Origin of the sequence: Pseudomonas sp. NBRC 111138 (assembly GCF_001320835.1) — a bacterium.
GTDB lineage: Bacteria > Pseudomonadota > Gammaproteobacteria > Pseudomonadales > Pseudomonadaceae > Aquipseudomonas > Aquipseudomonas paracarnis.
In genome coordinates this window covers 15,331-35,647 of the sequence record NZ_BCBO01000093.1, presented here as the reverse complement: position 1 = coordinate 35,647, position 20,317 = coordinate 15,331, and the positions used below count along the sequence as shown (strand labels likewise).

At 62.0% G+C, this 20,317-nt stretch carries 20 protein-coding genes; 13 read left to right on the top strand and 7 right to left on the bottom strand.

Annotated elements, in window-relative coordinates; all coding sequences use genetic code 11:
* The first annotated feature begins 31 nt into the window (after nt 1–31).
* Both APH41_RS28855 and APH41_RS17920 read left to right on the top strand, forming a co-directional pair.
* Entirely contained in the window at nt 32–409 is a 378-nt protein-coding gene (locus APH41_RS28855; protein WP_156359064.1) for a hypothetical protein, read from the top strand.
* A 15-nt stretch (nt 410–424) separates the two neighbouring features.
* The gene (locus APH41_RS17920; protein ID WP_003192827.1) at nt 425–1,210 is read left to right on the top strand and encodes an outer membrane protein OmpK; all 786 of its coding nucleotides are present in this window, start codon (nt 425–427) and stop codon (nt 1,208–1,210) included.
* Between the two features lie 108 nt (nt 1,211–1,318).
* On the opposite strand, the gene APH41_RS17915 is transcribed toward APH41_RS17920, so the two are convergent.
* Entirely contained in the window at nt 1,319–2,467 is a 1,149-nt protein-coding gene (locus APH41_RS17915; protein WP_054920439.1) for a patatin-like phospholipase family protein, read from the bottom strand.
* A gap of 30 nt (nt 2,468–2,497) precedes the next feature.
* Nucleotides 2,498–3,433: a lipid A biosynthesis lauroyl acyltransferase gene (locus APH41_RS17910; RefSeq protein ID WP_054920436.1), complete on the bottom strand. Its 936-nt coding sequence runs from the start codon at nt 3,431–3,433 to the stop codon at nt 2,498–2,500.
* Between the two features lie 119 nt (nt 3,434–3,552).
* Here APH41_RS17910 and minC point away from each other — a divergent pair, with 119 nt between their 5' ends.
* The 8 genes from minC to APH41_RS17875 all read left to right on the top strand — a co-directional run bounded on the left by minC (nt 3,553) and on the right by APH41_RS17875 (nt 11,756).
* A complete protein-coding gene (gene minC, locus APH41_RS17905; protein ID WP_014719299.1) occupies nt 3,553–4,290 on the top strand; it encodes a septum site-determining protein MinC in 738 nt (245 codons plus the stop codon).
* Between the two features lie 199 nt (nt 4,291–4,489).
* Nucleotides 4,490–5,302: a septum site-determining protein MinD gene (gene minD / locus APH41_RS17900; protein ID WP_003192835.1), complete on the top strand. Its 813-nt coding sequence runs from the start codon at nt 4,490–4,492 to the stop codon at nt 5,300–5,302.
* A gap of 3 nt (nt 5,303–5,305) precedes the next feature.
* A complete protein-coding gene (minE, locus tag APH41_RS17895) occupies nt 5,306–5,560 on the top strand; it encodes a cell division topological specificity factor MinE (RefSeq protein WP_003175252.1) in 255 nt (84 codons plus the stop codon).
* Between the two features lie 106 nt (nt 5,561–5,666).
* Entirely contained in the window at nt 5,667–6,302 is a 636-nt protein-coding gene (locus APH41_RS17890) for an RluA family pseudouridine synthase (protein WP_003192838.1), read from the top strand.
* A gap of 195 nt (nt 6,303–6,497) precedes the next feature.
* Nucleotides 6,498–7,787 carry a M18 family aminopeptidase gene (locus tag APH41_RS17885; protein WP_054920433.1) on the top strand — a complete coding sequence of 430 codons (1,290 nt, stop codon included), beginning with the start codon at nt 6,498–6,500 and terminating at the stop codon, nt 7,785–7,787.
* A gap of 191 nt (nt 7,788–7,978) precedes the next feature.
* Nucleotides 7,979–8,155 carry a hypothetical protein gene (locus APH41_RS29080; protein ID WP_164692207.1) on the top strand — a complete coding sequence of 59 codons (177 nt, stop codon included), beginning with the start codon at nt 7,979–7,981 and terminating at the stop codon, nt 8,153–8,155.
* Nucleotides 8,156–8,227: 72 nt separating this feature from the next.
* Complete coding sequence (locus APH41_RS17880) at nt 8,228–10,393, top strand: mechanosensitive ion channel family protein (RefSeq protein WP_034126128.1); 2,166 nt, start codon at nt 8,228–8,230, stop codon at nt 10,391–10,393.
* A 16-nt stretch (nt 10,394–10,409) separates the two neighbouring features.
* Entirely contained in the window at nt 10,410–11,756 is a 1,347-nt protein-coding gene (locus APH41_RS17875) for an amidohydrolase (RefSeq protein WP_054896340.1), read from the top strand.
* Nucleotides 11,757–11,865: 109 nt separating this feature from the next.
* Here the strand turns inward: APH41_RS17875 and APH41_RS17870 are convergent, their stop codons facing one another.
* The 5 genes from APH41_RS17870 to APH41_RS17850 form a co-directional block, all read right to left on the bottom strand.
* Nucleotides 11,866–12,090 carry an MbtH family protein gene (locus APH41_RS17870; protein WP_003192847.1) on the bottom strand — a complete coding sequence of 75 codons (225 nt, stop codon included), beginning with the start codon at nt 12,088–12,090 and terminating at the stop codon, nt 11,866–11,868.
* An 82-nt stretch (nt 12,091–12,172) separates the two neighbouring features.
* Complete coding sequence (locus APH41_RS17865) at nt 12,173–13,573, bottom strand: aspartate aminotransferase family protein (protein ID WP_054896341.1); 1,401 nt, start codon at nt 13,571–13,573, stop codon at nt 12,173–12,175.
* Between the two features lie 274 nt (nt 13,574–13,847).
* Nucleotides 13,848–14,615 carry an N-acetylmuramoyl-L-alanine amidase gene (locus APH41_RS17860; protein ID WP_054896342.1) on the bottom strand — a complete coding sequence of 256 codons (768 nt, stop codon included), beginning with the start codon at nt 14,613–14,615 and terminating at the stop codon, nt 13,848–13,850.
* Between the two features lie 123 nt (nt 14,616–14,738).
* Nucleotides 14,739–16,058, bottom strand: coding sequence for an ATP-binding protein (locus APH41_RS17855; RefSeq protein WP_020302232.1), 1,320 nt, complete (start codon nt 16,056–16,058; stop codon nt 14,739–14,741).
* A complete protein-coding gene (locus APH41_RS17850; RefSeq protein ID WP_014719307.1) occupies nt 16,058–16,738 on the bottom strand; it encodes a response regulator in 681 nt (226 codons plus the stop codon). Before APH41_RS17850 ends, APH41_RS17855 begins: the two co-directional genes overlap by 1 nt.
* A 175-nt stretch (nt 16,739–16,913) precedes the next feature.
* Here APH41_RS17850 and dsbD point away from each other — a divergent pair, with 175 nt between their 5' ends.
* The 3 genes from dsbD to dsbG are packed head-to-tail and all read left to right on the top strand — an operon-like array spanning nt 16,914 to nt 20,223.
* Entirely contained in the window at nt 16,914–18,641 is a 1,728-nt protein-coding gene (dsbD, locus tag APH41_RS17845) for a protein-disulfide reductase DsbD (protein ID WP_034126123.1), read from the top strand.
* Nucleotides 18,641–19,486: a TlpA disulfide reductase family protein gene (locus APH41_RS17840; RefSeq protein ID WP_034126122.1), complete on the top strand. Its 846-nt coding sequence runs from the start codon at nt 18,641–18,643 to the stop codon at nt 19,484–19,486. The genes dsbD and APH41_RS17840 overlap by 1 nt, the downstream gene beginning before the upstream one ends.
* Nucleotides 19,462–20,223 carry a thiol:disulfide interchange protein DsbG gene (dsbG, locus tag APH41_RS17835; protein ID WP_020302229.1) on the top strand — a complete coding sequence of 254 codons (762 nt, stop codon included), beginning with the start codon at nt 19,462–19,464 and terminating at the stop codon, nt 20,221–20,223. The genes APH41_RS17840 and dsbG overlap by 25 nt, the downstream gene beginning before the upstream one ends.
* The last annotated feature ends 94 nt before the right edge of the window (nt 20,224–20,317 follow it).

Genomic DNA, 20,317 nt, shown 5'->3' with positions numbered 1-20,317 from the left:
ACAAAAATAACAACAAACAGGGAACCCCCACATGCACAACCTTGACATGGGGCCGGCCACACGCCGCGCCCCATTCTTGCCCCTCGCGCTCTGTTACAGCGCACTTGAGCCCAGGCCTGGGAGCCAGTATTCTCCGCGCCCGCTCGAATCGACTCAAAAAAAAACAGCGAATGTAAAAGCTGACCTCAAGGCCAACTTATCCCGGCCTGATGTTTGCTGCCAAAGTGCACAAAAGTCCCCTGAATTCGACTGCATCCGCTGCAGCCGACGGGGATTTTTTTGGCTTTTTCAGCACCTTGGCGCAGCTCTTGCTAAAAGCATCAAAGCTGACCGAACAGACGATTTTTGCAGCGAACCAAAAGGCGCCACACCAGAGCGCCTGCGTAGAAGAAAAACCATAAAATTTTAACTCGGGAGCAACCGAATGAAACCTATGTTCAAAGGCCTGATGCTGGCTGGATCACTGTTGGCCGGTGGCCAGGCCGTAGCCGGTGACTTGTTGCAGTGGCAAAACAACAGCCTGACTTATCTGTGGGGCAAGAGCTTTACCGTCAACCCGCAGATCCAGCAAACCGTCACCTTCGAACATGCCGACGCATGGAAGTACGGCGACAACTTCTTCTTCCTCGACCGTATCTTTTACAACGGCAAGGAAGACGGCAATGTCGGCCCGAATACTTACTACGGCGAGTTCAGCCCGCGTTTGTCGTTCGGCAAGATCCTGGACAAAGACCTGTCGTTCGGCCCGATCAAGGACGTGCTGCTGGCCTTCACCTATGAGTTCGGCGAGGGCGATAACGAATCCTACCTGCTGGGGCCGGCATTCGACTTGAACATCCCCGGTTTCGACTACTTCCAGTTGAACTTCTACCAGCGCCAGACCGAGGGCAATCGTCCGGGTGACGGCGTGTGGCAGATCACTCCGGTATGGTCGTACACCATTCCCGTGGGTAATTCCGACGTGCTGATCGACGGTTTCATGGACTGGGTGGTGGATAACGACAAGAACGCCCGCGGCACTTATCACGCCAACCTGCACTTCAACCCACAGGTCAAATACGACCTGGGCAAGGCGCTGCATTGGGGCGACAAGCAGTTGTATGTGGGTTTTGAATACGACTACTGGAAGAACAAATACGGGATTGAAGACAGCGGCGCCTTCAAGACGACTCAGGACACAGCAAGCTTCCTGGTCAAATACCACTTCTAAAGGTTGACCGCGGTTCCCTGTGGGAGCTGGCTTGCCTGCGATCGCGATGTGTCTGTGCCAGCAGTGTTGGCTGGCATACCGCTATCGCAGGCAAGCCAGCTCCCACATTCAGTTTGGCGTCAGGCCGAGGAACCGAGTGATTTCTTCGCGCTTGGCCAGCGCATCCTTGCGCCCCAGTTCGATCAACTCACTGCAATACCCCGCCTCGAACAACAGATAGCTCAACACCCCTGCCCCGCTGGTCTTGGTTGCCCCAGGCCCCCGTAAAAACACACGCAACGCCGCCGGCAATTCCTGGCGATGTCGCGCGGCGATTTCATCGATGGGCTGGCTGGGGGCAATCACCAACACCTCTACCGGCGCCAGGCCCTGCACCGCCGCATCCGCAGGCACGACGCGGCTGAACTGGTTCAAGCGCTCCAGCAGTTCGATATCGCTTTCCAAGCTGTCAATGAAGGTGCTGTTGAGCATGTGCCCGCCGATTTGCGCCAGGGTCGGTTGCTGGCCGGTGTAGGTGCGTTGCGTCGAGGCTTCATTGCCCCTTGGGTTGCCGCTCACACCGACGACCAATACGCGGCTGGCCCCCAGGTGCAAGGCCGGGCTGATGGGCGCGGACTGCCGCACTGCGCCATCGCCGAAGTACTCTTCGTCAAGTTTGATCGGAGCGAACAACAGCGGAATCGCGGAGCTTGCCAACAGGTGCTCTACCGTCAGTTGGGTCGGTACCCCAATGCGCCGATGACGCAACCAGGCATCGATGGTGCCGCCGCCCTGATAGAAGGTCACCGCTTGCCCGGACTCATAACCAAAGGCCGTCACCGCCACCGCCTGCAAGTGCTTGCGGCGGATAGCCTCGTCGATGCCGTCCAGGTTCAAGCGTTCCTGCAACAGGTCGCGCAGCGGCGAGCTGTCGAGCAACGCCACCGGCACCTGGCTACCCAGGCCCAACAGGCTATGGATCAGGAAACGACTGGCCTGGCGCATCACCCCCGGCCAGTCACTGCGCAGCACCTGATGGCTGCGAAAGCCCTGCCAGAATGCGGTCAGCCGTTGGATGGCTGCCGAAAAATCACTGGCGCCGCTGGCCAGGCTCACCGCATTGATTGCACCAGCCGAGGTGCCGACGATCACCGGAAAAGGATTCGCTGTCCCCGCAGGCAGCAACTCGGCAATCGCCGCCAGCACCCCCACCTGATACGCCGCTCGCGCCCCGCCGCCAGAAAGAATCAAGCCTGTGACCGGTTCAGCTGGGCGCATTGCATCAATCCATGTGAGAAAGGGTTGGGCTTATCGACGGCGCTTTTCGTACAACTTGGGCTCACCCGGCGGCCGGCTCTTGAAGCGGCGATGGGTCCACAGGTATTGCTCAGGGCATGCGCGTACCGAGGCTTCGACCCACTGGTTGATGCGCAGGCAGTCAATCTCGTCGGTTTCACCCGGGAAGTCGGTCAGCGGCGGATGGATCACCAGGCGGTACCCGCTACCGTCAGCCAGGCGCTCCTGAGTAAACGGCACCACCAGCGCCTTGCCCAGGCGTGCGAATTTGCTGGTAGCGGTAACGGTAGCAGCCTGGATGCCGAACAACGGCACGAAGATGCTTTGCTTGGCGCCGTAGTCCTGGTCCGGTGCGTACCAGATGGCCCGGCCGGCGCGCAGCAGCTTGAGCATGCCGCGCACGTCGTCGCGCTCCACGGCCAGGGAATCGAGGTTGTGGCGTTCACGGCCACGGCGCTGGATAAAGTCGAACAGCGGGTTGCCGTGTTCGCGGTACATGCCGTCAATGGTGTGCTTCTGCCCCAGCAGCGCCGCGCCGATTTCCAGGGTGGTGAAGTGCAGCGCCATGAGGATCACGCCCTTGCCGTCCAACTGCGCCTGCGTGAGGTGCTCCAGCCCTTCGACATGGGCCAGGCGCGCCAGGCGCGGCTTGGGCCACCACCAGCTCATGGCCATTTCAAAGAAGGCGATGCCGGTGGAAGCGAAGTTTTCCTTGAGCAGGCGTTTGCGTTCCTTGACGGATTTTTCCGGGAAGCACAGCTCTAGGTTGCGCGCCGCGATGCGGCGACGATCACCTGCCACGCGGTACATGCCCGCGCCCAGCAGGCGACCAATGGTCAACAGCGCCCGATACGGCAATTGAGTGACCAGCCACAGCAGGCCGAGCCCCAGCCATAGCAGCCAAAAACGCGGGTGAAGAAATACAGCTCGAAAACGCGGGCGATCCATTACAGATTCCGGTAAAGACAAGGGCCGCGCATTCTACAACGGTTCGACTCGGCTTGCGGCGGGTGAGTGTTCTCGTTATAAGTCTCGACACTTTTCGTGACAAGCCGCTTTCGCCGACCATGAGCCAAACCGAACCGCTAGACCAAGATCCCGTGTTCCAGCTAAAAGGCAGCATGCTCGCCATTACCGTGCTGGAACTGGCCCGCAATGACCTCGACGCCCTGGACCGCCAACTGGCCGCCAAGGTCGCCCTGGCGCCGAACTTCTTCAACAACGCCCCGCTGGTGCTGGCGCTGGACAAGCTGCCGGCTGGCCAGGGCGTGATTGATTTGCCCGGCCTGATGCGTGTATGCCGTTCCCATGGCCTGCGCACACTGGCGATTCGCGCCAGCCGCATCGAAGACATTGCCGCCGCCATCGCCATTGAACTGCCAGTACTGCCACCGTCCGGCGCCCGTGAGCGCCCTCTGGAACCATTGGTCGGCGAAGAAAAGAAAAAACCGGAAAAACCACCGGAGCCTGCGATCAGGCCTACAAAGATCATCACCTCGCCGGTACGCGGCGGGCAGCAGATTTACGCCCAGGGCGGCGACCTTGTGGTGGTTTCCTCGGTCAGCCCGGGGGCGGAACTTCTTGCCGATGGCAACATCCATGTATACGGCCCGATGCGCGGACGCGCCCTGGCCGGCATCAAGGGTGATACCAAGGCACGTATTTTTTGCCAGCAGTTGACCGCCGAGCTGGTTTCTATCGCGGGTCAGTACAAGGTTTCCGAAGATTTGCGCCGCGATCCACTGTGGGGCGCTTCGGTACAGGTCAACCTGTCGGGCGATGTGTTGAACATCATCCGTCTTTAACGGATACTGCCGCATTTTCCAAGCATCTCTAGACTCTGATAGCAAAGCGAAACCGGCAAGACTTGTGTAGGACTTTTTGGAAGTTGGTGTTTCCCCATGGAAACCCCGTCTTTTTCCTGCAAAGGCTGTCCGCCTGCGGCGAGTTCCAAGAGATGTTTTTCAGGGACCGAAAGTCCTTTTTCCTTAGGGGTGAAACACCTTGGCCAAGATTCTCGTGGTTACATCCGGCAAGGGTGGTGTGGGTAAGACCACCACCAGCGCCGCTATCGGTACCGGCCTCGCTCTGCGCGGCCACAAGACAGTCATCGTCGACTTCGACGTCGGTCTGCGTAACCTTGACCTGATCATGGGCTGCGAGCGTCGCGTGGTGTATGACTTCGTCAACGTGGTGAACGGCGAAGCCAACCTGCAACAGGCCCTGATCAAGGACAAGCGCCTTGAGAACCTGTACGTGCTGGCTGCCAGCCAGACCCGTGACAAAGACGCGCTGACCAAAGAAGGCGTCGGCAAAGTCCTCGCCGAGCTCAAGGAAACCTTCGAATACGTGGTCTGCGATTCTCCGGCCGGTATCGAAACCGGTGCTCACCTGGCGATGTACTTCGCCGACGAAGCCATCGTGGTAACCAACCCGGAAGTCTCCTCGGTACGTGACTCGGACCGCATGCTCGGCCTGTTGGCCAGCAAGTCCAAGCGCGCCGAAGAAGGCCAGGACCCGATCAAGGAGCACCTGCTGCTCACCCGCTACAACCCGGAGCGCGTCAACAACGGCGAAATGCTGGGTGTTGAAGACGTGAAGGAAATCCTCGCCGTGACCCTGCTGGGCGTGATTCCGGAATCCCAGGCCGTCCTGAAGGCATCCAACCAGGGCGTACCGGTGATTCTCGACGACCAGAGCGACGCCGGCCAGGCGTACAGCGATGCAGTTGATCGCTTGCTGGGCAAGACCGTGGAACACCGCTTCCTCGATGTCAAGAAGAAGGGATTCTTCGAGCGTATCTTTGGAGGCAACTAAACAATGAAATTTCTCGACTTCTTTCGCGCCAACAAAAAGCCAAGTACCGCGTCGGTAGCGAAAGAGCGTCTACAGATCATCGTGGCGCACGAACGCGGCCAACGCAGCACGCCGGATTACCTGCCAGCCTTGCAGAAGGAACTGGTCGAGGTGATCCGCAAGTACGTCAATATCGGCAACGATGACGTGCATGTCGCCCTGGAAAATGACGGCAGCTGCTCGATTCTGGAACTCAATATCACCCTGCCCGATCGTTGATCGAACGGGCGGTCGCCACGGCGGCTCCACTGACGGCCCCCTCGCTCCTACAGGGTGAGGGGGCCGTCAGTGGAGCCGCCGTTGGCGTTTGTTACGAGGCTGTTTAATGCCGCTGTCCAATATCCACATCCTGCATCAGGACGACGCTGTCCTGGTGGTGAACAAGCCGACCCTGCTGCTCTCGGTGCCTGGTCGCGCCGACGACAACAAGGACTGCCTGATCACTCGCCTGCAGGAAAACGGCTACCCCGAAGCCCGCATCGTCCATCGCCTGGACTGGGAAACGTCGGGGATCATCCTGCTGGCCCGGGACGCGGATACCCACCGCGAACTGTCCCGCCAGTTTCACGACCGCGAGACCGAAAAGGCCTACACCGCCCTGGCCTGGGGCCAACCGGCACTGGACAGCGGCAGCATCGACCTGCCCCTGCGCTATGACCCGCCGACCAAGCCCCGCCACGTGGTCGACCATGAGTTCGGCAAACATGCCCTGACCTTCTGGAAAGTGCTGGAGCGTTGCGGCGACTGGTGCCGCGTAGAGCTGACACCCATCACTGGGCGCTCGCATCAGCTGCGTGTGCATATGTTGTCCATTGGGCATCCGTTGCTGGGCGATGGTTTGTACGCCCATGAACAAGCCCTGGCCGCGTGGCCGCGCCTGTGCCTGCATGCAAGCATGCTCAGCTTCACCCATCCGCAAAGCGGCGAGCGCCTGCGTTTCGAGTGCCCTGCGCCTTTTTGAAGGGCTGATGCGGTCAAATGTGGGAGCTGGCTTGCCTGCGATATCGGCGTGCCAGCCAATACATCTGGCACAGAAAGACCGCTATCGCAGGCAAGCCAGCTCCCACAGGGTTTGATGTGGTTCTCGGCCATGCACGCTCACTCCAAATATCTGGCCAATACGTTAAACTCTCGCCACTGCTGTCTGGAGCTATTTATGCGCGAAGCGTTGAATCAAGGCCTGATCGACTTCCTCAAGGCCTCCCCTACTCCTTTTCATGCCACTGCCGCCCTGGCCCAACGCCTGGAGGCGGCCGGCTACCAGCGTCTCGACGAGCGCGACACCTGGGCCACCGAGGCCAACGGTCGCTACTACGTGACCCGCAATGACTCCTCGATCATCGCCTTCAAGCTCGGCCGCCAATCGCCGCTGCAAGATGGTATCCGTATGGTCGGCGCCCACACCGACAGCCCATGCCTGCGGGTCAAGCCCCAGCCGGAGCTGCAACGCCACGGCTTCTGGCAACTGGGCGTGGAAGTCTACGGCGGCGCGCTGCTGGCGCCCTGGTTCGACCGCGACCTGTCCCTCGCCGGGCGTGTTACCTTCCGCCGCGATGGCAAGGTCGAGAGCCAACTGATCGACTTCAAACTGCCGATCGCCATCATTCCCAACCTGGCCATTCACCTCAACCGTGAAGCCAACCAGGGCTGGGCAATCAATGCCCAGACCGAGCTGCCGCCGATCCTTGCGCAGTTTGCCGGTGACGAGCGCGTGGATTTTCGCGCCGTGCTCACCGAACAGTTGGCCCGCGAGCACGGGTTGAATGCCGATGTGGTGCTCGACTACGAGCTGAGTTTCTACGACACCCAAAGTGCTGCCGTGATCGGCCTCAATGGCGACTTCATTGCCGGTGCGCGCCTGGACAACCTGCTGTCGTGCTACGCCGGCTTGCAAGCCTTGCTCACCAGCGACACCGATGAAACCTGCGTGCTGGTGTGCAACGACCACGAAGAAGTCGGCTCCTGCTCGGCCTGCGGTGCCGATGGCCCGATGCTGGAACAGACCCTGCGTCGCCTGCTGCCCGAAGGTGAAGAATTCGTACGCACCATTCAGAAATCCCTGCTGGTGTCGGCAGACAACGCCCACGGTGTGCACCCCAACTACGCCGAGAAACACGACGCCAACCACGGCCCGAAACTCAACGCCGGCCCGGTGATCAAGGTCAACAGCAACCAGCGCTACGCCACCAACAGCGAAACCGCCGGGTTCTTCCGCCACCTGTGCATGGCCCAGGAAGTGCCAGTGCAAAGCTTCGTGGTGCGCAGCGACATGGGCTGCGGCTCGACCATCGGCCCCATCACTGCCAGCCACCTGGGCGTGCGCACCGTGGACATCGGCTTGCCGACCTTTGCCATGCACTCGATCCGCGAGCTGTGCGGCAGCCATGACCTGGCGCATCTGGTCAAGGTGCTGGGGGCGTTCTACGCCAGCCGCGATTTACCCTGAGACCGAAGCGCGCCCATCGCGGGCAAGCCCGCTCCCACATTTGATCTGTGAATGCATTTCAGTGTGGGAGCGGGCTTGCCCGCGATGGGTTTCCAAACAGATATAAGGCTATCTGACTCACATCAACTGCACTTCTGCCAATCCGGCCTAGACTTGTCAGAACTTCCAGTCCGACAAGGCCGCCCCTCGCCATGATCTCAATGTCCTCATTCCACGCCATGCTGATCCCCATCGTGATCGGTATGATCATGCTCGCGGTCGGCTTCAACTTTCGCGACAAGCCTCTGGGCGTGTTTGGCATGTGGATCGGCATGCTGTTGATCCTCGGCACCGTGCTCTACAAGATCCTCGCCAAACTGGCGCAGTGACAAATGCGCTCGCATTGGGCATAGCGGCCTCGTACACTCGGTCAATTCGTCGTTTTCAAGGTTGACCGCCTCGTGTTCTCCCGTCTGTTTGCCCTGCCCTGCTACCTGCTGATCGCCCTGCTCACGCTGCTGCCAGTGATGCCCGCCCAAGCCGTGGGCCTGCCCGGGATGCTGGGCGGTTCCAGCAAGACCCAACCCCAGGCGGAAGTGCCCCTGGGGCAGTCGCTGGACGAAGTGATCAAAACCCTGGAAAACGACCAGCAACGCACCCAGTTGCTCAGCGACCTGAAAAAACTGCGCGCCGCCACGCAAAAGGCCCAGCCCGCCGCCGAACTCGGGGTACTCGGGTTGATCGGCAGTACGCTGTCGGGCTTTGAGCAGCAGTTTTCCGGCGCCGACAGCCCGTTGGGGCGCTGGTCCAATGAAGTTGACCTGGCCAAGGATGAACTGGCCGCCCTGATGTTGCCGGCCAGCGAATGGCTGCCGATCATCTTCGGTTTTGCCGTGATCCTGGCCGTATGGAGCCTGCTGGCCGCTGCGCTGATCTGGCTCAGCCATCGGGTGCGCGAGCGTTTCGGCCTGCCCGAAGAGCTGCCGCAGCACCCGCGCACCTGGGACATGCTGCGCTTTGCCCTGCGCAAGCTGGGCCCCTGGCTGATCGCTTTGGTGATTACGGTTTACCTCAGTTACGCCCTGCCTTCCTCCCTGGGCAAATCCCTGGCCATGGTGCTGGCCTATGCCTTGGTGGTCGGCACCTGTTTCTCGGCAATCTGCGTGATTGCCTTCTCCGTACTCGACGGCCCGCACCGCCACCGCGCCTTGTATATCCTGCGCCACCAGGCGTTCCGCCCGCTGTGGTGGATCGGCAGTTTTGCCGCCTTCGGCGAAGCCTTGAGCGACCCGCGCCTGGTTGCCGCGCTCGGCCAGCATCTGGCCCACACCGCCGCGACCGTGGCCAATGTAATGGCGGCGTTGTCCACCGGGGTGTTTATCCTGCGTTTCCGCCGGCCCATCGCGCACCTGATCCGCAACCAACCGCTGTCGCGCCGACTGACGCGCCGCGCCCTCACCGATACTCTGTCGATCATCGGCACCTTCTGGTACATCCCGGCTCTTCTGCTGGTGGGTATCTCACTGTTCGCCACCTTCCTGTCGGCCGGCGACACCAGCACCGCCCTGCGCCAGTCGTTGCTGTGCACGGTGCTGCTGGTGTTGTGCATGGTGATCAACGGCCTGGTGCGCCGCCACGCTCTCAAGCCGCAACGCGGGCACAAACGCCACGCGCTGTACTCCGAACGCCTCAAAGGCTTTGTCTACACCCTGGTGCACCTGGTGGTGTGGCTGGTATTTATCGAACTGGGGCTGCGGGTCTGGGGCCTGTCGATGATTCGCTTTACCGAAGGTGAAGGCCATGAAATAGCCGTGAAGCTGTTCGGCCTCGGTGGGACCTTGTTGTTCGCCTGGCTGATCTGGATCCTCAGCGACACCGCGATTCACCACGCCCTGACCCGTTCGCGCAAAGGCCTGGCCAACGCGCGTGCGCAAACCATGATGCCGCTGATCCGCAACGTGCTGTTCGTGACCATCTTTATCATCGCCGCCATCGTGGCCTTGGCGAACATGGGTATGAACGTCACGCCCCTGCTGGCCGGTGCGGGCGTGATCGGTATCGCCATCGGCTTTGGTGCGCAATCGCTGGTAGCCGACTTGATCACCGGCTTGTTCATCATCATCGAAGACTCCCTGGCCATCGACGACTACGTGGACGTCGGCGGCCACCTCGGTACCGTAGAGGGCCTGACCATCCGTACCGTGCGCCTGCGCGATATCGACGGCATCGTGCACACCATCCCGTTCAGCGAAATCAAGAGCATCAAAAACTACTCCCGGGAGTTCGGCTACGCGATCTTCCGCGTGGCGATCCCTTACAACATGGAAATCGACGACGCGATCAAACTGATGCGCGAGGTCGGCCATGCCATGCGCAACGACCCGCTGCAACGCCGCAATATCTGGTCGCCGCTGGAGATCCAGGGCGTGGAAAGCTTCGAGTCCGGCAGCGCGATCCTGCGCGCACGCTTCAAGACCGCGCCGATCAAGCAGTGGGAAGTGTCGCGGGCATTCAACCTGTCGCTCAAGCGGCACCTGGATGAAGCCGGGCTGGACCTGGCGACACCGCGCTTGAGCGTGCAGGTGCAGACTGCCGGCAGCGTGCAGGAGAAAGATCCACAACAATAAGCAAGGAGAGGTTGGTATGCGAATGAACGGTCTGACACACCAATGGGTTTTGGGTCTGCTCGGCGCGGTCGCGAGCAGTGCAGTGATCGCCGCCAGCAGCGGCCAGGACAGTGCCCGGGAAACCATTGCCGCCCAGGCAAAAATCCTCGAACCCAGCCTGTTGGAAACCCGCCGCGATATCCACGCCCATCCGGAACTGGGCAATACCGAAACCCGCACCGCCGAGTTGGTCGCCAAACAGTTGCGCGAACTCGGCCTTGAGGTGAAGACCGGGGTGGCCCGCACTGGCGTCGTCGCCATCTTGAAAGGCGCCCTGCCCGGCCCGACCGTGGCCCTGCGCGCCGACATGGATGCGCTGCCGGTCAAGGAAGTGGCCGACCTGCCCTTCGCCTCCAAAGCCAAGGGCACCTACCTGGGCAAAGAAGTCGACGTGATGCACGCCTGCGGCCACGACGCCCATACCGCTATCCTGCTGAGCACTGCGAAGATTCTCACCGGGATGCGCGAGCGCCTGCCCGGCACCGTGGTGTTTTATTTCCAACCGGCCGAAGAAGGCCCCAGCGACTTTATCCCCGACGGCAAGAACACCTGGGGTGCGAAGATGATGGTGCAGGAAGGCGTGATGAAAGCGCCCAAGCCCGATGCGGTATTTGGCCTGCATGTGTGGGCCGGTGTGCCTGCCGGGCAAATCGCCTACCGCCCGGGCCCAACCCTGGCCAGCTCCGATGACCTGCGCATCAGGATCCTCGGCAAACAGACCCACGCCGGCCGCCCCTGGGACGGTATCGACCCGATCACCGTTGGCGCTCAAACCATTGTCGGCCTGCAGACCGTGGTCAGCCGCCGTACCGATATTTCGTCATTCCCCTCTGTGGTGAGCATCGGCACCATCAACGGTGGCACCCGCTATAACATCATCCCCGAGTCGGTGGACATGAGCGGCACCATTCGCTCCTACGACTACGGTATCCGCCAGAAGCTGCATGCAGACGTGCGTCAAACCGTAGAGAAAATCGCCGAAAGCGGTGGCGCCAAGGCCGAAGTGACGATCATCGAGAAGTACGACCCCACCATCAACAACCCGGCGCTGACCGAGAAAATGCTGCCGAGCCTGCGCTGGGCGGCTCAGGATGATGTGGTGCAAGGCCCGTTGGTGGGTGGCGCCGAAGACTTCTCGTTCTATGCCAAGGAGGCGCCGGGGCTGTTTGTCTTCCTGGGGGTGACCCCAAGGGATCAGGACATGAGCAAGGCGGCGCCGAATCACAACCCAGGGTTCTTTGTGGATGAGTCGGCGTTGGTGGTAGGCGTGAGGACGCTGGCGTCGTTGGCGACGGATTACCTCTATACCCATACCCCCCTGTAGGAGCGAGCTTGCTCGCGAAAAACTTCAGAACGCCGCGTTTATTCAGGGTAAACGCGGCGTTCTTGCGTTCTTCGCGAGCAAGCTCGCTCCTACAGTGTATTGGGGTGAATCAGTTGGCGAGGGCCGCGCCATCCATTTTCTGGCGCAGGCTCAACGGCCGCATGTCGGTCCACACTTCCTCGATATACGCCAGGCATTCCTTCTTCATGCCACTCTTGCCCACGGTGCGCCAGCCTTCCGGCACGGCCTTGTAGTCGGGCCAGATCGAATACTGTTCTTCATGGTTGACCACTACCTGAAAGAGGATGTCGTCGCGGTCAAATACTGAGGTCATTGCTGTTCTCCGTCGCTCAAAGGCTGGCTGCGCACCACGCGCAGCACCGATATCTGTAGAAACGTACCAAGGGCCTGGAAAATTACAGGCTGGCCACGGCCGCCGCCAAGGCACGCCCGAAAATCTCAGCCACCTGGTCGACTTCGCCAGCGGTGATCACCAGCGGTGGCAGGAAACGCACCACACTGCCATGGCGCCCGCCCAGTTCCAGGATCAGCCCGCGCTTGAGGCATTCGCGCTGCACCAGCGGCGCCAACTGGCGATGCACCGGTGGGTGGCCCTGACTATCAGGCGTGCCAGTCGGGTCTACCAGCTCCACCCCCAGCATCAGCCCACGCCCACGGATATCCCCCAGGTGCGGGAAGTCGCGCTGCAGGATGCGCAGGTGTTCGCCCAGGCGCTCGCCCATGGTCGCCGCATGGCCTGCCAGGTCGTGATCCTTGAGGTAGCGCATCACCGCCGAGCCCGCCGCCATCGCCATCTGGTTGCCGCGGAACGTCCCGGCATGGGCGCCCGGCAGCCAGGTGTCGAGCCAGTCGCGATACACCACCACCGCCAACGGCAGGCTGCCGCCAATCGCCTTGGACATGACCACCACGTCCGGAATGATGCCGGCGTGTTCGAAGGCAAACATTTTGCCGGTACGCCCAAAACCGCTCTGGATCTCATCGACGATCAGCGCCACCCCCGCTTGCGCGGTGATACGGCGCAGGCCACGCAGCCAGTCGAGGTCCGCCGGGATTACGCCGCCCTCACCCTGGACCACTTCGACAATCACCGCCGCTGGCAACAGCACGCCGGCTTCCGGGTCGTTGAGCAGGTTTTCCAGGTAATGCAGGTTGACCCGCACACCTTCGGCGCCACCCAGCCCAAACGGGCAACGGTAGTCATACGGGAATGGCAGGAATTGCACGCCATTGCCGAGCAAGGCGCCCAAGGGTTTCTTTGGCCCCAGGCTGCCCATCAAACTCAGCGCGCCCTGGCTCATGCCGTGATAGCCGCCCTGGAACGACAGCACGGTGCTGCGCCCGGTAGCAGTGCGCACCAGCTTCAACGCGGCTTCCACCGCATCAGTGCCGGTGGGGCCGCAGAACTGGATTTTCGCTTCTCGCGCCAGTTCCGACGGGAGCAAACCGAACAGGTCCTGCACGAATTGATCCTTGACCGGCGTGGTCAGGTCCAGGGTATGCAGGGGCAGTTCGTCGCTCAGCACTTGCTGGATGGCCTGGATCACAACCGGGTGGTTATGCCCCAGCGCCAGGGTTCCGGCGCCGGCCAGGCAGTCGATAAACCGCCGCCCCTCCACGTCCTCCACGTAAATGCCCTTGGCGCGTTTGAGTGCCAGGGGGATGCGCCGTGGGTAGCTGCGGGCGTTGGATTCCTGCTGGCGCTGGCGGGCCAGCAGCGGGCTTTCGTCAAACTGATAGAGCGTTTCCGCGGCCTGCACCGGGGCGTCTTCGATACGGCTGGTAGCGACTGACATCTGTGGATCCCTCAATACGCTGATGATCGTGACCAAACTGCCGATCCGTTGGCGTCTGGCCCAAGGGCATGCGCACGGATTTCCTGTTGTGGAGACGCTTCAGCGTGAAAAGGATTTAGGGGACGAGGGTTGTTAACTGATGAATGAAGATCCAATTGTAGGAGCGAGCTTGCTCGCGAAAAACTCCCCGGCGCCGCGTTTATCCAGAAAGCCCGCGGTATCGTTGACGTTTTTCGCGAGCAAGCTCGCTCCTACATTTGAACAGTGCTCGGTATTAAATCCCGCGGTACTTTTCGTTCAGGGCATACAAGATCGCGCACGTCTCTGCATCCAGGAATCCACAATAATCCCGTGGCCGAAAGTGCATCTGGAACGCCCGGGTGCGCTGTTCAAAGGCCCGGCGATTCTGCGCGGGCTTGTAGCCATAACGCTGAAACGCCCGCTCCACTTCGACCTCCGGCGGCAAGCCGAGACAAAAGCGGCGCTGGTACATCGCCCGGCTCGATTCATCAAACCAGGCCCCGATGCCGGCCTCATGCAGCACACGCCAGGGCAACCGAGGCCCAGGGTCGCTCTTGCGCCAGTAGGCCACGTCCGAATGCCCGAGCCAGTCAGTGGGGCCCACCTGTGGATAGCGCTCCAGCAGGTCGCGAAGCAATTCAATCAGTAGGTCAATCTGTGCCGGTGCGTACTCCGGAAAGGTAAAGACCCCCGCTTCATCCCGCGCCAGGTTGACGATTTCAATGCCCACCGAGCGGCTGTTGAGATCGGCCTTCCCCGCCCAATAGCTCACGCCTGCGTGCCAGGCGCGCTGGTCCTCGTCCACCAGGCGAAACACCCGCAGCTCTTCATAACCGGCAGCGCGGTAGCTGGGTTCAGCGGGGTCGGGCAGCAGATAGTGGGCGCTGACGCCATCTTGGGTGAGGGTGCGTAGCGAGGAAGCAAAGGGCGCGGCCGTGTAGTGCACAAGCACCTGCTGCACGGATTCGCCACGGCGGTCGTTGAAATCCCTGGCGGGGAAACTGGTGTCGATCACCAACATAAGAACAGTCCTTTTCAATTCAGGCCGACTCATTCGGCCCGTTCAAGCGCAAAAAAATTACCGCCATCCTGAAGGCTTGAGCCTCAGGCGGGCGGTAATTATTTGCCACGTGAATAGGACTGCTCAGCGCCGCAACGGCATGCCCAGGTCGACCCGCATACCATCGGGCTGGCTGTCGAAGTGCAACGAGCAGGAACAGCGCTGCACGATCGCCTGGACAATCGCCAGGCCCAGGCCACAGCCTTCGCTGCTGCCATTGCGCCAGAAGCGTTGGGTGAGGTATTGCAGGTCTTCGCTGGAGATCTGCTGGCCATGGTCACGCACGCGGAACACCACGTTATCCGGGGTAGAAAACACCTGCAGTTCCACGCGGGTATCGGCCGGGGTATGGCGCAAGGCGTTGTCCAGCAGGTTACGCAAGGCCGCGACGGCAAGGCCCACAGGCATTGCCACTGGAACAGGGGAAAGATCCGGCGCCAGGATCAGATCAATGCGTGAATTGTCGCCGGCGTTGGCATCCTGGATCGCCAACCGGGCGACTTCCTCGGCACTGGACTGCAGGCCATCGTCAAACGACAGGCTGCCCTCCACCCGCGCCAGCAACAACAGTTGCTCCAGGGTGCGATGCAAGCGATCGGCGCCCTCCTCGGCGTGCGCCAGGGACTGGTCGCGGGCCGCGCCCTCGGTCATGCGCGCGACTTGCAGGTGGGTCTTGATCGCGGTCAACGGGCTGCGCAGTTCATGGGCGGCGTCACCGGTCAGGCGACGTTCGCGCTCGATGGTCTTGGCGATGCGCTGCAGCAGTTGGTTCTGGGTGTCGAGCAACGGCTTGAGTTCACTGGGCAGAGGGTGAATCTGCAGAGGCTCGAGGGAGTCGACACTGCGCCGCATCAGGGCATCCCGCATACGGTTGAGCGGCACCAGGCTCTGGCCAATGCCCAGCCACAGCAGGCACAGGCAGCCCAGCAATGCCACGCCGACCGGCACCGACGCCGCCAGCAGGATCGACAGGTTGAGGGCTTCACGCTCCACCTGGCGGTCGGCGGTGGTGATCAGCAAGTCGCCACGGGACAGGGTAAAGCTGCGCCAGCCCACGCCGTCGATGATCTGGTCGCGAAAACCGCTGCGGCGCGACTCCAGCCCTTCCTCCGGCGTGGTATGGCTGCGCGCCAGGATCTCGCCGCGCAACGAACTGACCTGGCAGGCCATGCCGCCCGGCACATTCAGTTGTTCGGTACGCAAATGCGCGCCACCGCTGACGCTGGCCAGGCCCGGCATCTGCTCGGTGAGCCCGGCTACCATGCGCGCCGAAGCCACCAGGCGCTGGTCGAGGGAAAACATCATCTGGTTGCGCAAATCGTTGAGCATCCAGGCGGCCGCCAGCACCCAGATCAGTACAAAAGCGGCGCCCAGCTTGAACGTCAGGCGCAGACGCAAGCTCATCACGGAGTGTTTTCTCCCCCATCAGCCGTGCCCAGGCGATAGCCCAGCCCCCTGACGGTTTCGACGATGCCATTGCCCAACTTGCGCCGCAGGTGGTGGATATGCACGTTGAGGGCGTTGCTTTCCAGTTCGTCGCTGAAGCCGTAGACGCTGTCCTTGAGCTGTTCGCTGGACAGTACGCGGCCCTTGTTGTGCAACAGTGCCTGCAACAACGCCTGTTCACGCCGGGACAGATCCACCGGCTGGCCGCCGAGGAAGGTCTCGCGGCTGCTGGGGTCGTAGGCCAGGCGCCCATGTTCGATCAGGTTGACGCTGCGCCCCGCCACCCGGCGCAACAGGGTTTGCAGGCGAGCGGCGAGTTCACGCAAGTCGAAGGGCTTGAGCAGGTAATCGTCGGCGCCGGCTTGCAAGCCATCGACGCGGTTGGTCACCGAGTCCCGCGCGGTGAGGATCAGCACCGGAATGTCCAACCCCTGGCTGCGCTGTTGTTGCAGCAGCTTGAGGCCGTCTTCGTCGGGCAGGCCAAGGTCGAGCACCATGATGTCGAAGGCCGCGGCCTTGAGCATCGCCCGCGCCGCCGAGGCCGTGGCCACGCGCTCCACGGTAAAGCCCTGGGCGGTCAGGCCGGCCACGATGCCACTGGCGATCAGTTCGTCGTCTTCACAGACCAGTACGTGCATGGTTAACCCTTCATGAAAGATGGCGCGATTAGAAAAGCCACGGATTAAGCGCGCATTATGCCGCTAAAGTTCGCAACACCGGACAATCCCTACGCTCTAGAATAGCGGCGGTTAATCATCGGTTAATCAACGCCACACATTGTGTGCCTCACTTGCATCGAACTAAGGCTTGACCATGCGGCATCTGTTTACCTTTCTGCTGGTGTTGTTCGCGGGATTCGCCCAGGCAGCGCCGGGCAGCCCCTTCGAAACCAAACCCGACTTCCTCCCGGTAGGCAAAGCCTTCGCCTTTACCTCCGAACGTCTTGAAAGCGGCGAAACCCAGCTGTTTTGGCAGATTGCCGACGGTTACTACCTGTACCAGCAGCGCATGAAGTTCGACGGCCTGGCCGAAAAACCCGTGCTGCCCGAGGGTGAAGCCCATAGCGACGAGTTCTTTGGTGAACAACAGGTGTATCGCCAGGGCCTGGAAGTGAAGATCCCCGCTGGCACCACCGGCCAGGTCAAGCTCGGCTGGCAGGGCTGCGCCGATGCGGGCCTGTGCTATCCGCCGCAGTCGATCACCGTGGACCTGGGCGGCAACCCGGCCGTCGCCGCGACCGCGCAAGCCCAGGATCAAAGCCTGGCCAGCGGCCTGCAGCAGCGCAGCCTGGGGTGGAGCCTGCTGGTGTTCTTCGGCCTGGGCCTGCTGTTGGCGTTTGCGCCCTGCTCGTTGCCGATGCTGCCGATCCTCGCTGGCCTGGTGGTCGGTAGCGGCGCCAGCCCGCGTCGCGGCTTTGCCCTGGCCGGCAGCTACGTGGTGTGCATGGCGCTGGTGTATGCCGCCCTGGGGGTGATGGCCGCGTTGCTCGGCGCCAACCTGGCGGCGTTACTGCAAACCCCGTGGATCCTCGGCAGCTTTGCGGCGTTGTTCGTGCTGCTCGCCCTGCCGATGTTCGGCTTCTTTGAACTGCAACTGCCCGCCTTCCTGCGCGACCGCCTCGATAACGTCAGCCGCCAGCAAAGCGGTGGCAGCCTGGTAGGTGCCGGTGTGCTCGGCGCGTTGTCCGGCCTGCTGGTGGGGCCGTGCATGACCGCGCCCCTGGCTGGCGCCCTGCTGTACATCGCCCAGAGCGGCAATGCGCTGCACGGGGGGCTGATCCTGTTTGCCATGGGCATCGGTATCGGCATCCCGCTGTTGCTGCTGGTGACTGTGGGCAATCGCTTCCTGCCCAAGCCGGGCACCTGGATGAACGTGCTCAAGGGCATCTTCGGCTTCCTGTTCCTGGGCACCGCGGTGCTGATGATTCGCCCGGTGGTCGGCGACAGCCTGTGGATCGGCCTGTGGGGCGCCTTGGCGCTGGTGATGGCGTACTGTGGCTGGGCGCTGGCCCGTGAGTCCGGCCTGGCGGCCAAGGTATTCGGCGCTGGTTCCCTGGTGCTGGGTCTGTGGGGCGCGGTGCTGGTGGTGGGGGCGGCCGGTGGCAGCGATGAGCTGTGGCAACCCTTGAAGGTTTACAGTGGCTCAAAGGTCGCCGGTGCACCGAGCGCCCACGATGCCTTCACCACGATCAACGACCCGGCCGTGCTGCAAAGCCAGCTCGACAGTGCCAAGGCCCAGGGCCAATGGGTGCTGCTGGACTACTACGCCGACTGGTGCGTGTCGTGCAAGATCATGGAGAAACAGGTGTTCGGCAAACCCGAGGTGATGGACGCGCTCAAAGACGTGCGCCTGTTACGCCTGGACGTCACCGCCGACAACGCCGCCAGCCGCGAGCTGCTGGGCCGCTACAAAGTGCCAGGGCCACCGAGCTTCGTGTGGATCGGCCCGGACGGTGAAGAACGCCGCGCCCAACGCATCACCGGCGAAGTAGACGCCGCCGCCTTCCTGCAACGCTGGACCCAGACGCGGGACGCTCTCTGATGCTGACCCTCACCATCGGCACCTTCGCCATCGCCCTGAATCACCTGCTGCTGATCAGCGCGCTGATTCTCGCCACCCTGGTGGGCTGGCGCGTGGCCAAGCGCGGCGGCGAAAACCCGGAGTCGGTGCTGTTCAGCCTGTTTCTGCTGGGCCTGCTCGCCGCCCGCGTCAGCTTTGTGCTGATGTACTGGAGTTATTACAGCCACGACTGGGTGGAGATGGTCGACCTGCGTGACGGCGGCTTTCTCGCCTGGCCCGGGATCATCGCGCTGATCCTCGGCGCGCTGGTCTACGGCTGGCGTCGCCCTGCCCTGCGCAAGCCGCTCAGCGCCGGGGTGATCACCGGCCTGGTGTTCTGGGGCATGACCAGCCTGTCCCTCAGTCTGTACGAAAAAGGCACGCGCCTGCCGGATATCACCCTGCGCAATGCCAATGGCGAGGTGGTGCAACTGGCGGATTATCAAGGCGGCCCGTTGGTGATCAACCTCTGGGCCACCTGGTGCCCGCCATGCCGACGCGAAATGCCGGTGCTGGAAAACGCCCAGCGCATGCGCCCCGATGTGACCTTCCTGTTCGTCAACCAGGCCGAAAGCATGCAGAGCGTCAGCACTTACCTGGCCACCCAGGGCCTGAACCTCGACAACGTGCTGTTCGACGCCAGCGGCCGCCTCGGCCAGGCTGTGGGTTCCATGGCGCTGCCGACCACGTTGTTCTACCAAGCCGATGGGCGCCTGATCAACAGCCACTTGGGCGAACTCTCCGAAGCCAGCCTGGCCCGTGCCATGGAACCCTTCGACAACACCACGACAAGGAAACCGACATGCCTCGCCTCCGCCACCTGCTGACCCTGCTGCCTTTGACGCTAGCCGCTACGCTGGCCCAGGCCGAAGACCTGCCGGCCCCGATCAAACAGATCGAAGCCAAAGGTGCCAAGATCATCGGCAAATTCGATGCCCCCAGCGGCCTCACCGGCTACGCCGCCCAGTACCAGAACCGTGGCATGGCCCTGTACCTGACCGCCGACGGCAAGCACGTGATCGCGGGCAACCTGTACGACGCCCAAGGCAATGACCTGAGCACCGCGCCCCTGGAAAAACTGGTGTACGCGCCGATGGCCAAGGAAGTCTGGGCCAAGATGGAAAACAGCAGCTGGATCCAGGACGGCGATAAAAACGCCCCGCGCACCGTCTACCTGTTCAGCGACCCCAACTGCCCGTACTGCAACATGTTCTGGGAACAGGCCCGCCCGTGGGTGAAGGCCGGCAAGGTGCAGTTGCGCCACATCATGGTCGGCATCATCCGCGAAGACAGCCCAGGCAAATCCGCCGCCCTGCTCGCCGCCAAAGACCCGCAAAAAGCCCTGCAAGAACACGAAGCCGCCGGCAAGGGCAGCAAGCTCAAGGCGCTGGAAAAGATCCCGGCCGAGGTCGAGGCCAAGCTTGATGCCAATATGAAGCTGATGGATGAACTGGAGTTGTCGGCGACGCCGGCGATCTTCTATCTGGATGACAAGGGTGGGTTGCAGCAGCAGCAAGGGGCGCCTTCGCCGGATAAGTTAGTGAAAATTCTCGGGCCAAAATAAGCGCCGCCATCGCGGGCAAGCCAGCTCCCACATTTGAATGTATTCGCAACTCAAAATATGGGAGCTGGCTTGCCTGCGATGAGCATAGGTATCT

Coding starts and splice junctions, on each gene's coding strand:
- APH41_RS17920 (WP_003192827.1), top strand. CDS start 425: ATGAAACCTATGTTCAAAGGCCTGATGCTGGCTGGATCACTGTTGGCC.
- APH41_RS17850 (WP_014719307.1), bottom strand. CDS start 16,738: ATGCACGTACTGGTCTGTGAAGACGACGAACTGATCGCCAGTGGCATC.
- APH41_RS17910 (WP_054920436.1), bottom strand. CDS start 3,433: ATGGATCGCCCGCGTTTTCGAGCTGTATTTCTTCACCCGCGTTTTTGG.
- APH41_RS17840 (WP_034126122.1), top strand. CDS start 18,641: ATGCTGACCCTCACCATCGGCACCTTCGCCATCGCCCTGAATCACCTG.
- dsbG (WP_020302229.1), top strand. CDS start 19,462: ATGCCTCGCCTCCGCCACCTGCTGACCCTGCTGCCTTTGACGCTAGCC.
- APH41_RS17875 (WP_054896340.1), top strand. CDS start 10,410: ATGCGAATGAACGGTCTGACACACCAATGGGTTTTGGGTCTGCTCGGC.
- minC (WP_014719299.1), top strand. CDS start 3,553: ATGAGCCAAACCGAACCGCTAGACCAAGATCCCGTGTTCCAGCTAAAA.
- APH41_RS28855 (WP_156359064.1), top strand. CDS start 32: ATGCACAACCTTGACATGGGGCCGGCCACACGCCGCGCCCCATTCTTG.
- APH41_RS17865 (WP_054896341.1), bottom strand. CDS start 13,573: ATGTCAGTCGCTACCAGCCGTATCGAAGACGCCCCGGTGCAGGCCGCG.
- APH41_RS17870 (WP_003192847.1), bottom strand. CDS start 12,090: ATGACCTCAGTATTTGACCGCGACGACATCCTCTTTCAGGTAGTGGTC.
- APH41_RS29080 (WP_164692207.1), top strand. CDS start 7,979: ATGATCTCAATGTCCTCATTCCACGCCATGCTGATCCCCATCGTGATC.
- APH41_RS17860 (WP_054896342.1), bottom strand. CDS start 14,615: ATGTTGGTGATCGACACCAGTTTCCCCGCCAGGGATTTCAACGACCGC.
- minE (WP_003175252.1), top strand. CDS start 5,306: ATGAAATTTCTCGACTTCTTTCGCGCCAACAAAAAGCCAAGTACCGCG.
- APH41_RS17890 (WP_003192838.1), top strand. CDS start 5,667: ATGCCGCTGTCCAATATCCACATCCTGCATCAGGACGACGCTGTCCTG.
- APH41_RS17855 (WP_020302232.1), bottom strand. CDS start 16,058: ATGAGCTTGCGTCTGCGCCTGACGTTCAAGCTGGGCGCCGCTTTTGTA.
- dsbD (WP_034126123.1), top strand. CDS start 16,914: ATGCGGCATCTGTTTACCTTTCTGCTGGTGTTGTTCGCGGGATTCGCC.
- APH41_RS17915 (WP_054920439.1), bottom strand. CDS start 2,467: ATGCGCCCAGCTGAACCGGTCACAGGCTTGATTCTTTCTGGCGGCGGG.
- APH41_RS17885 (WP_054920433.1), top strand. CDS start 6,498: ATGCGCGAAGCGTTGAATCAAGGCCTGATCGACTTCCTCAAGGCCTCC.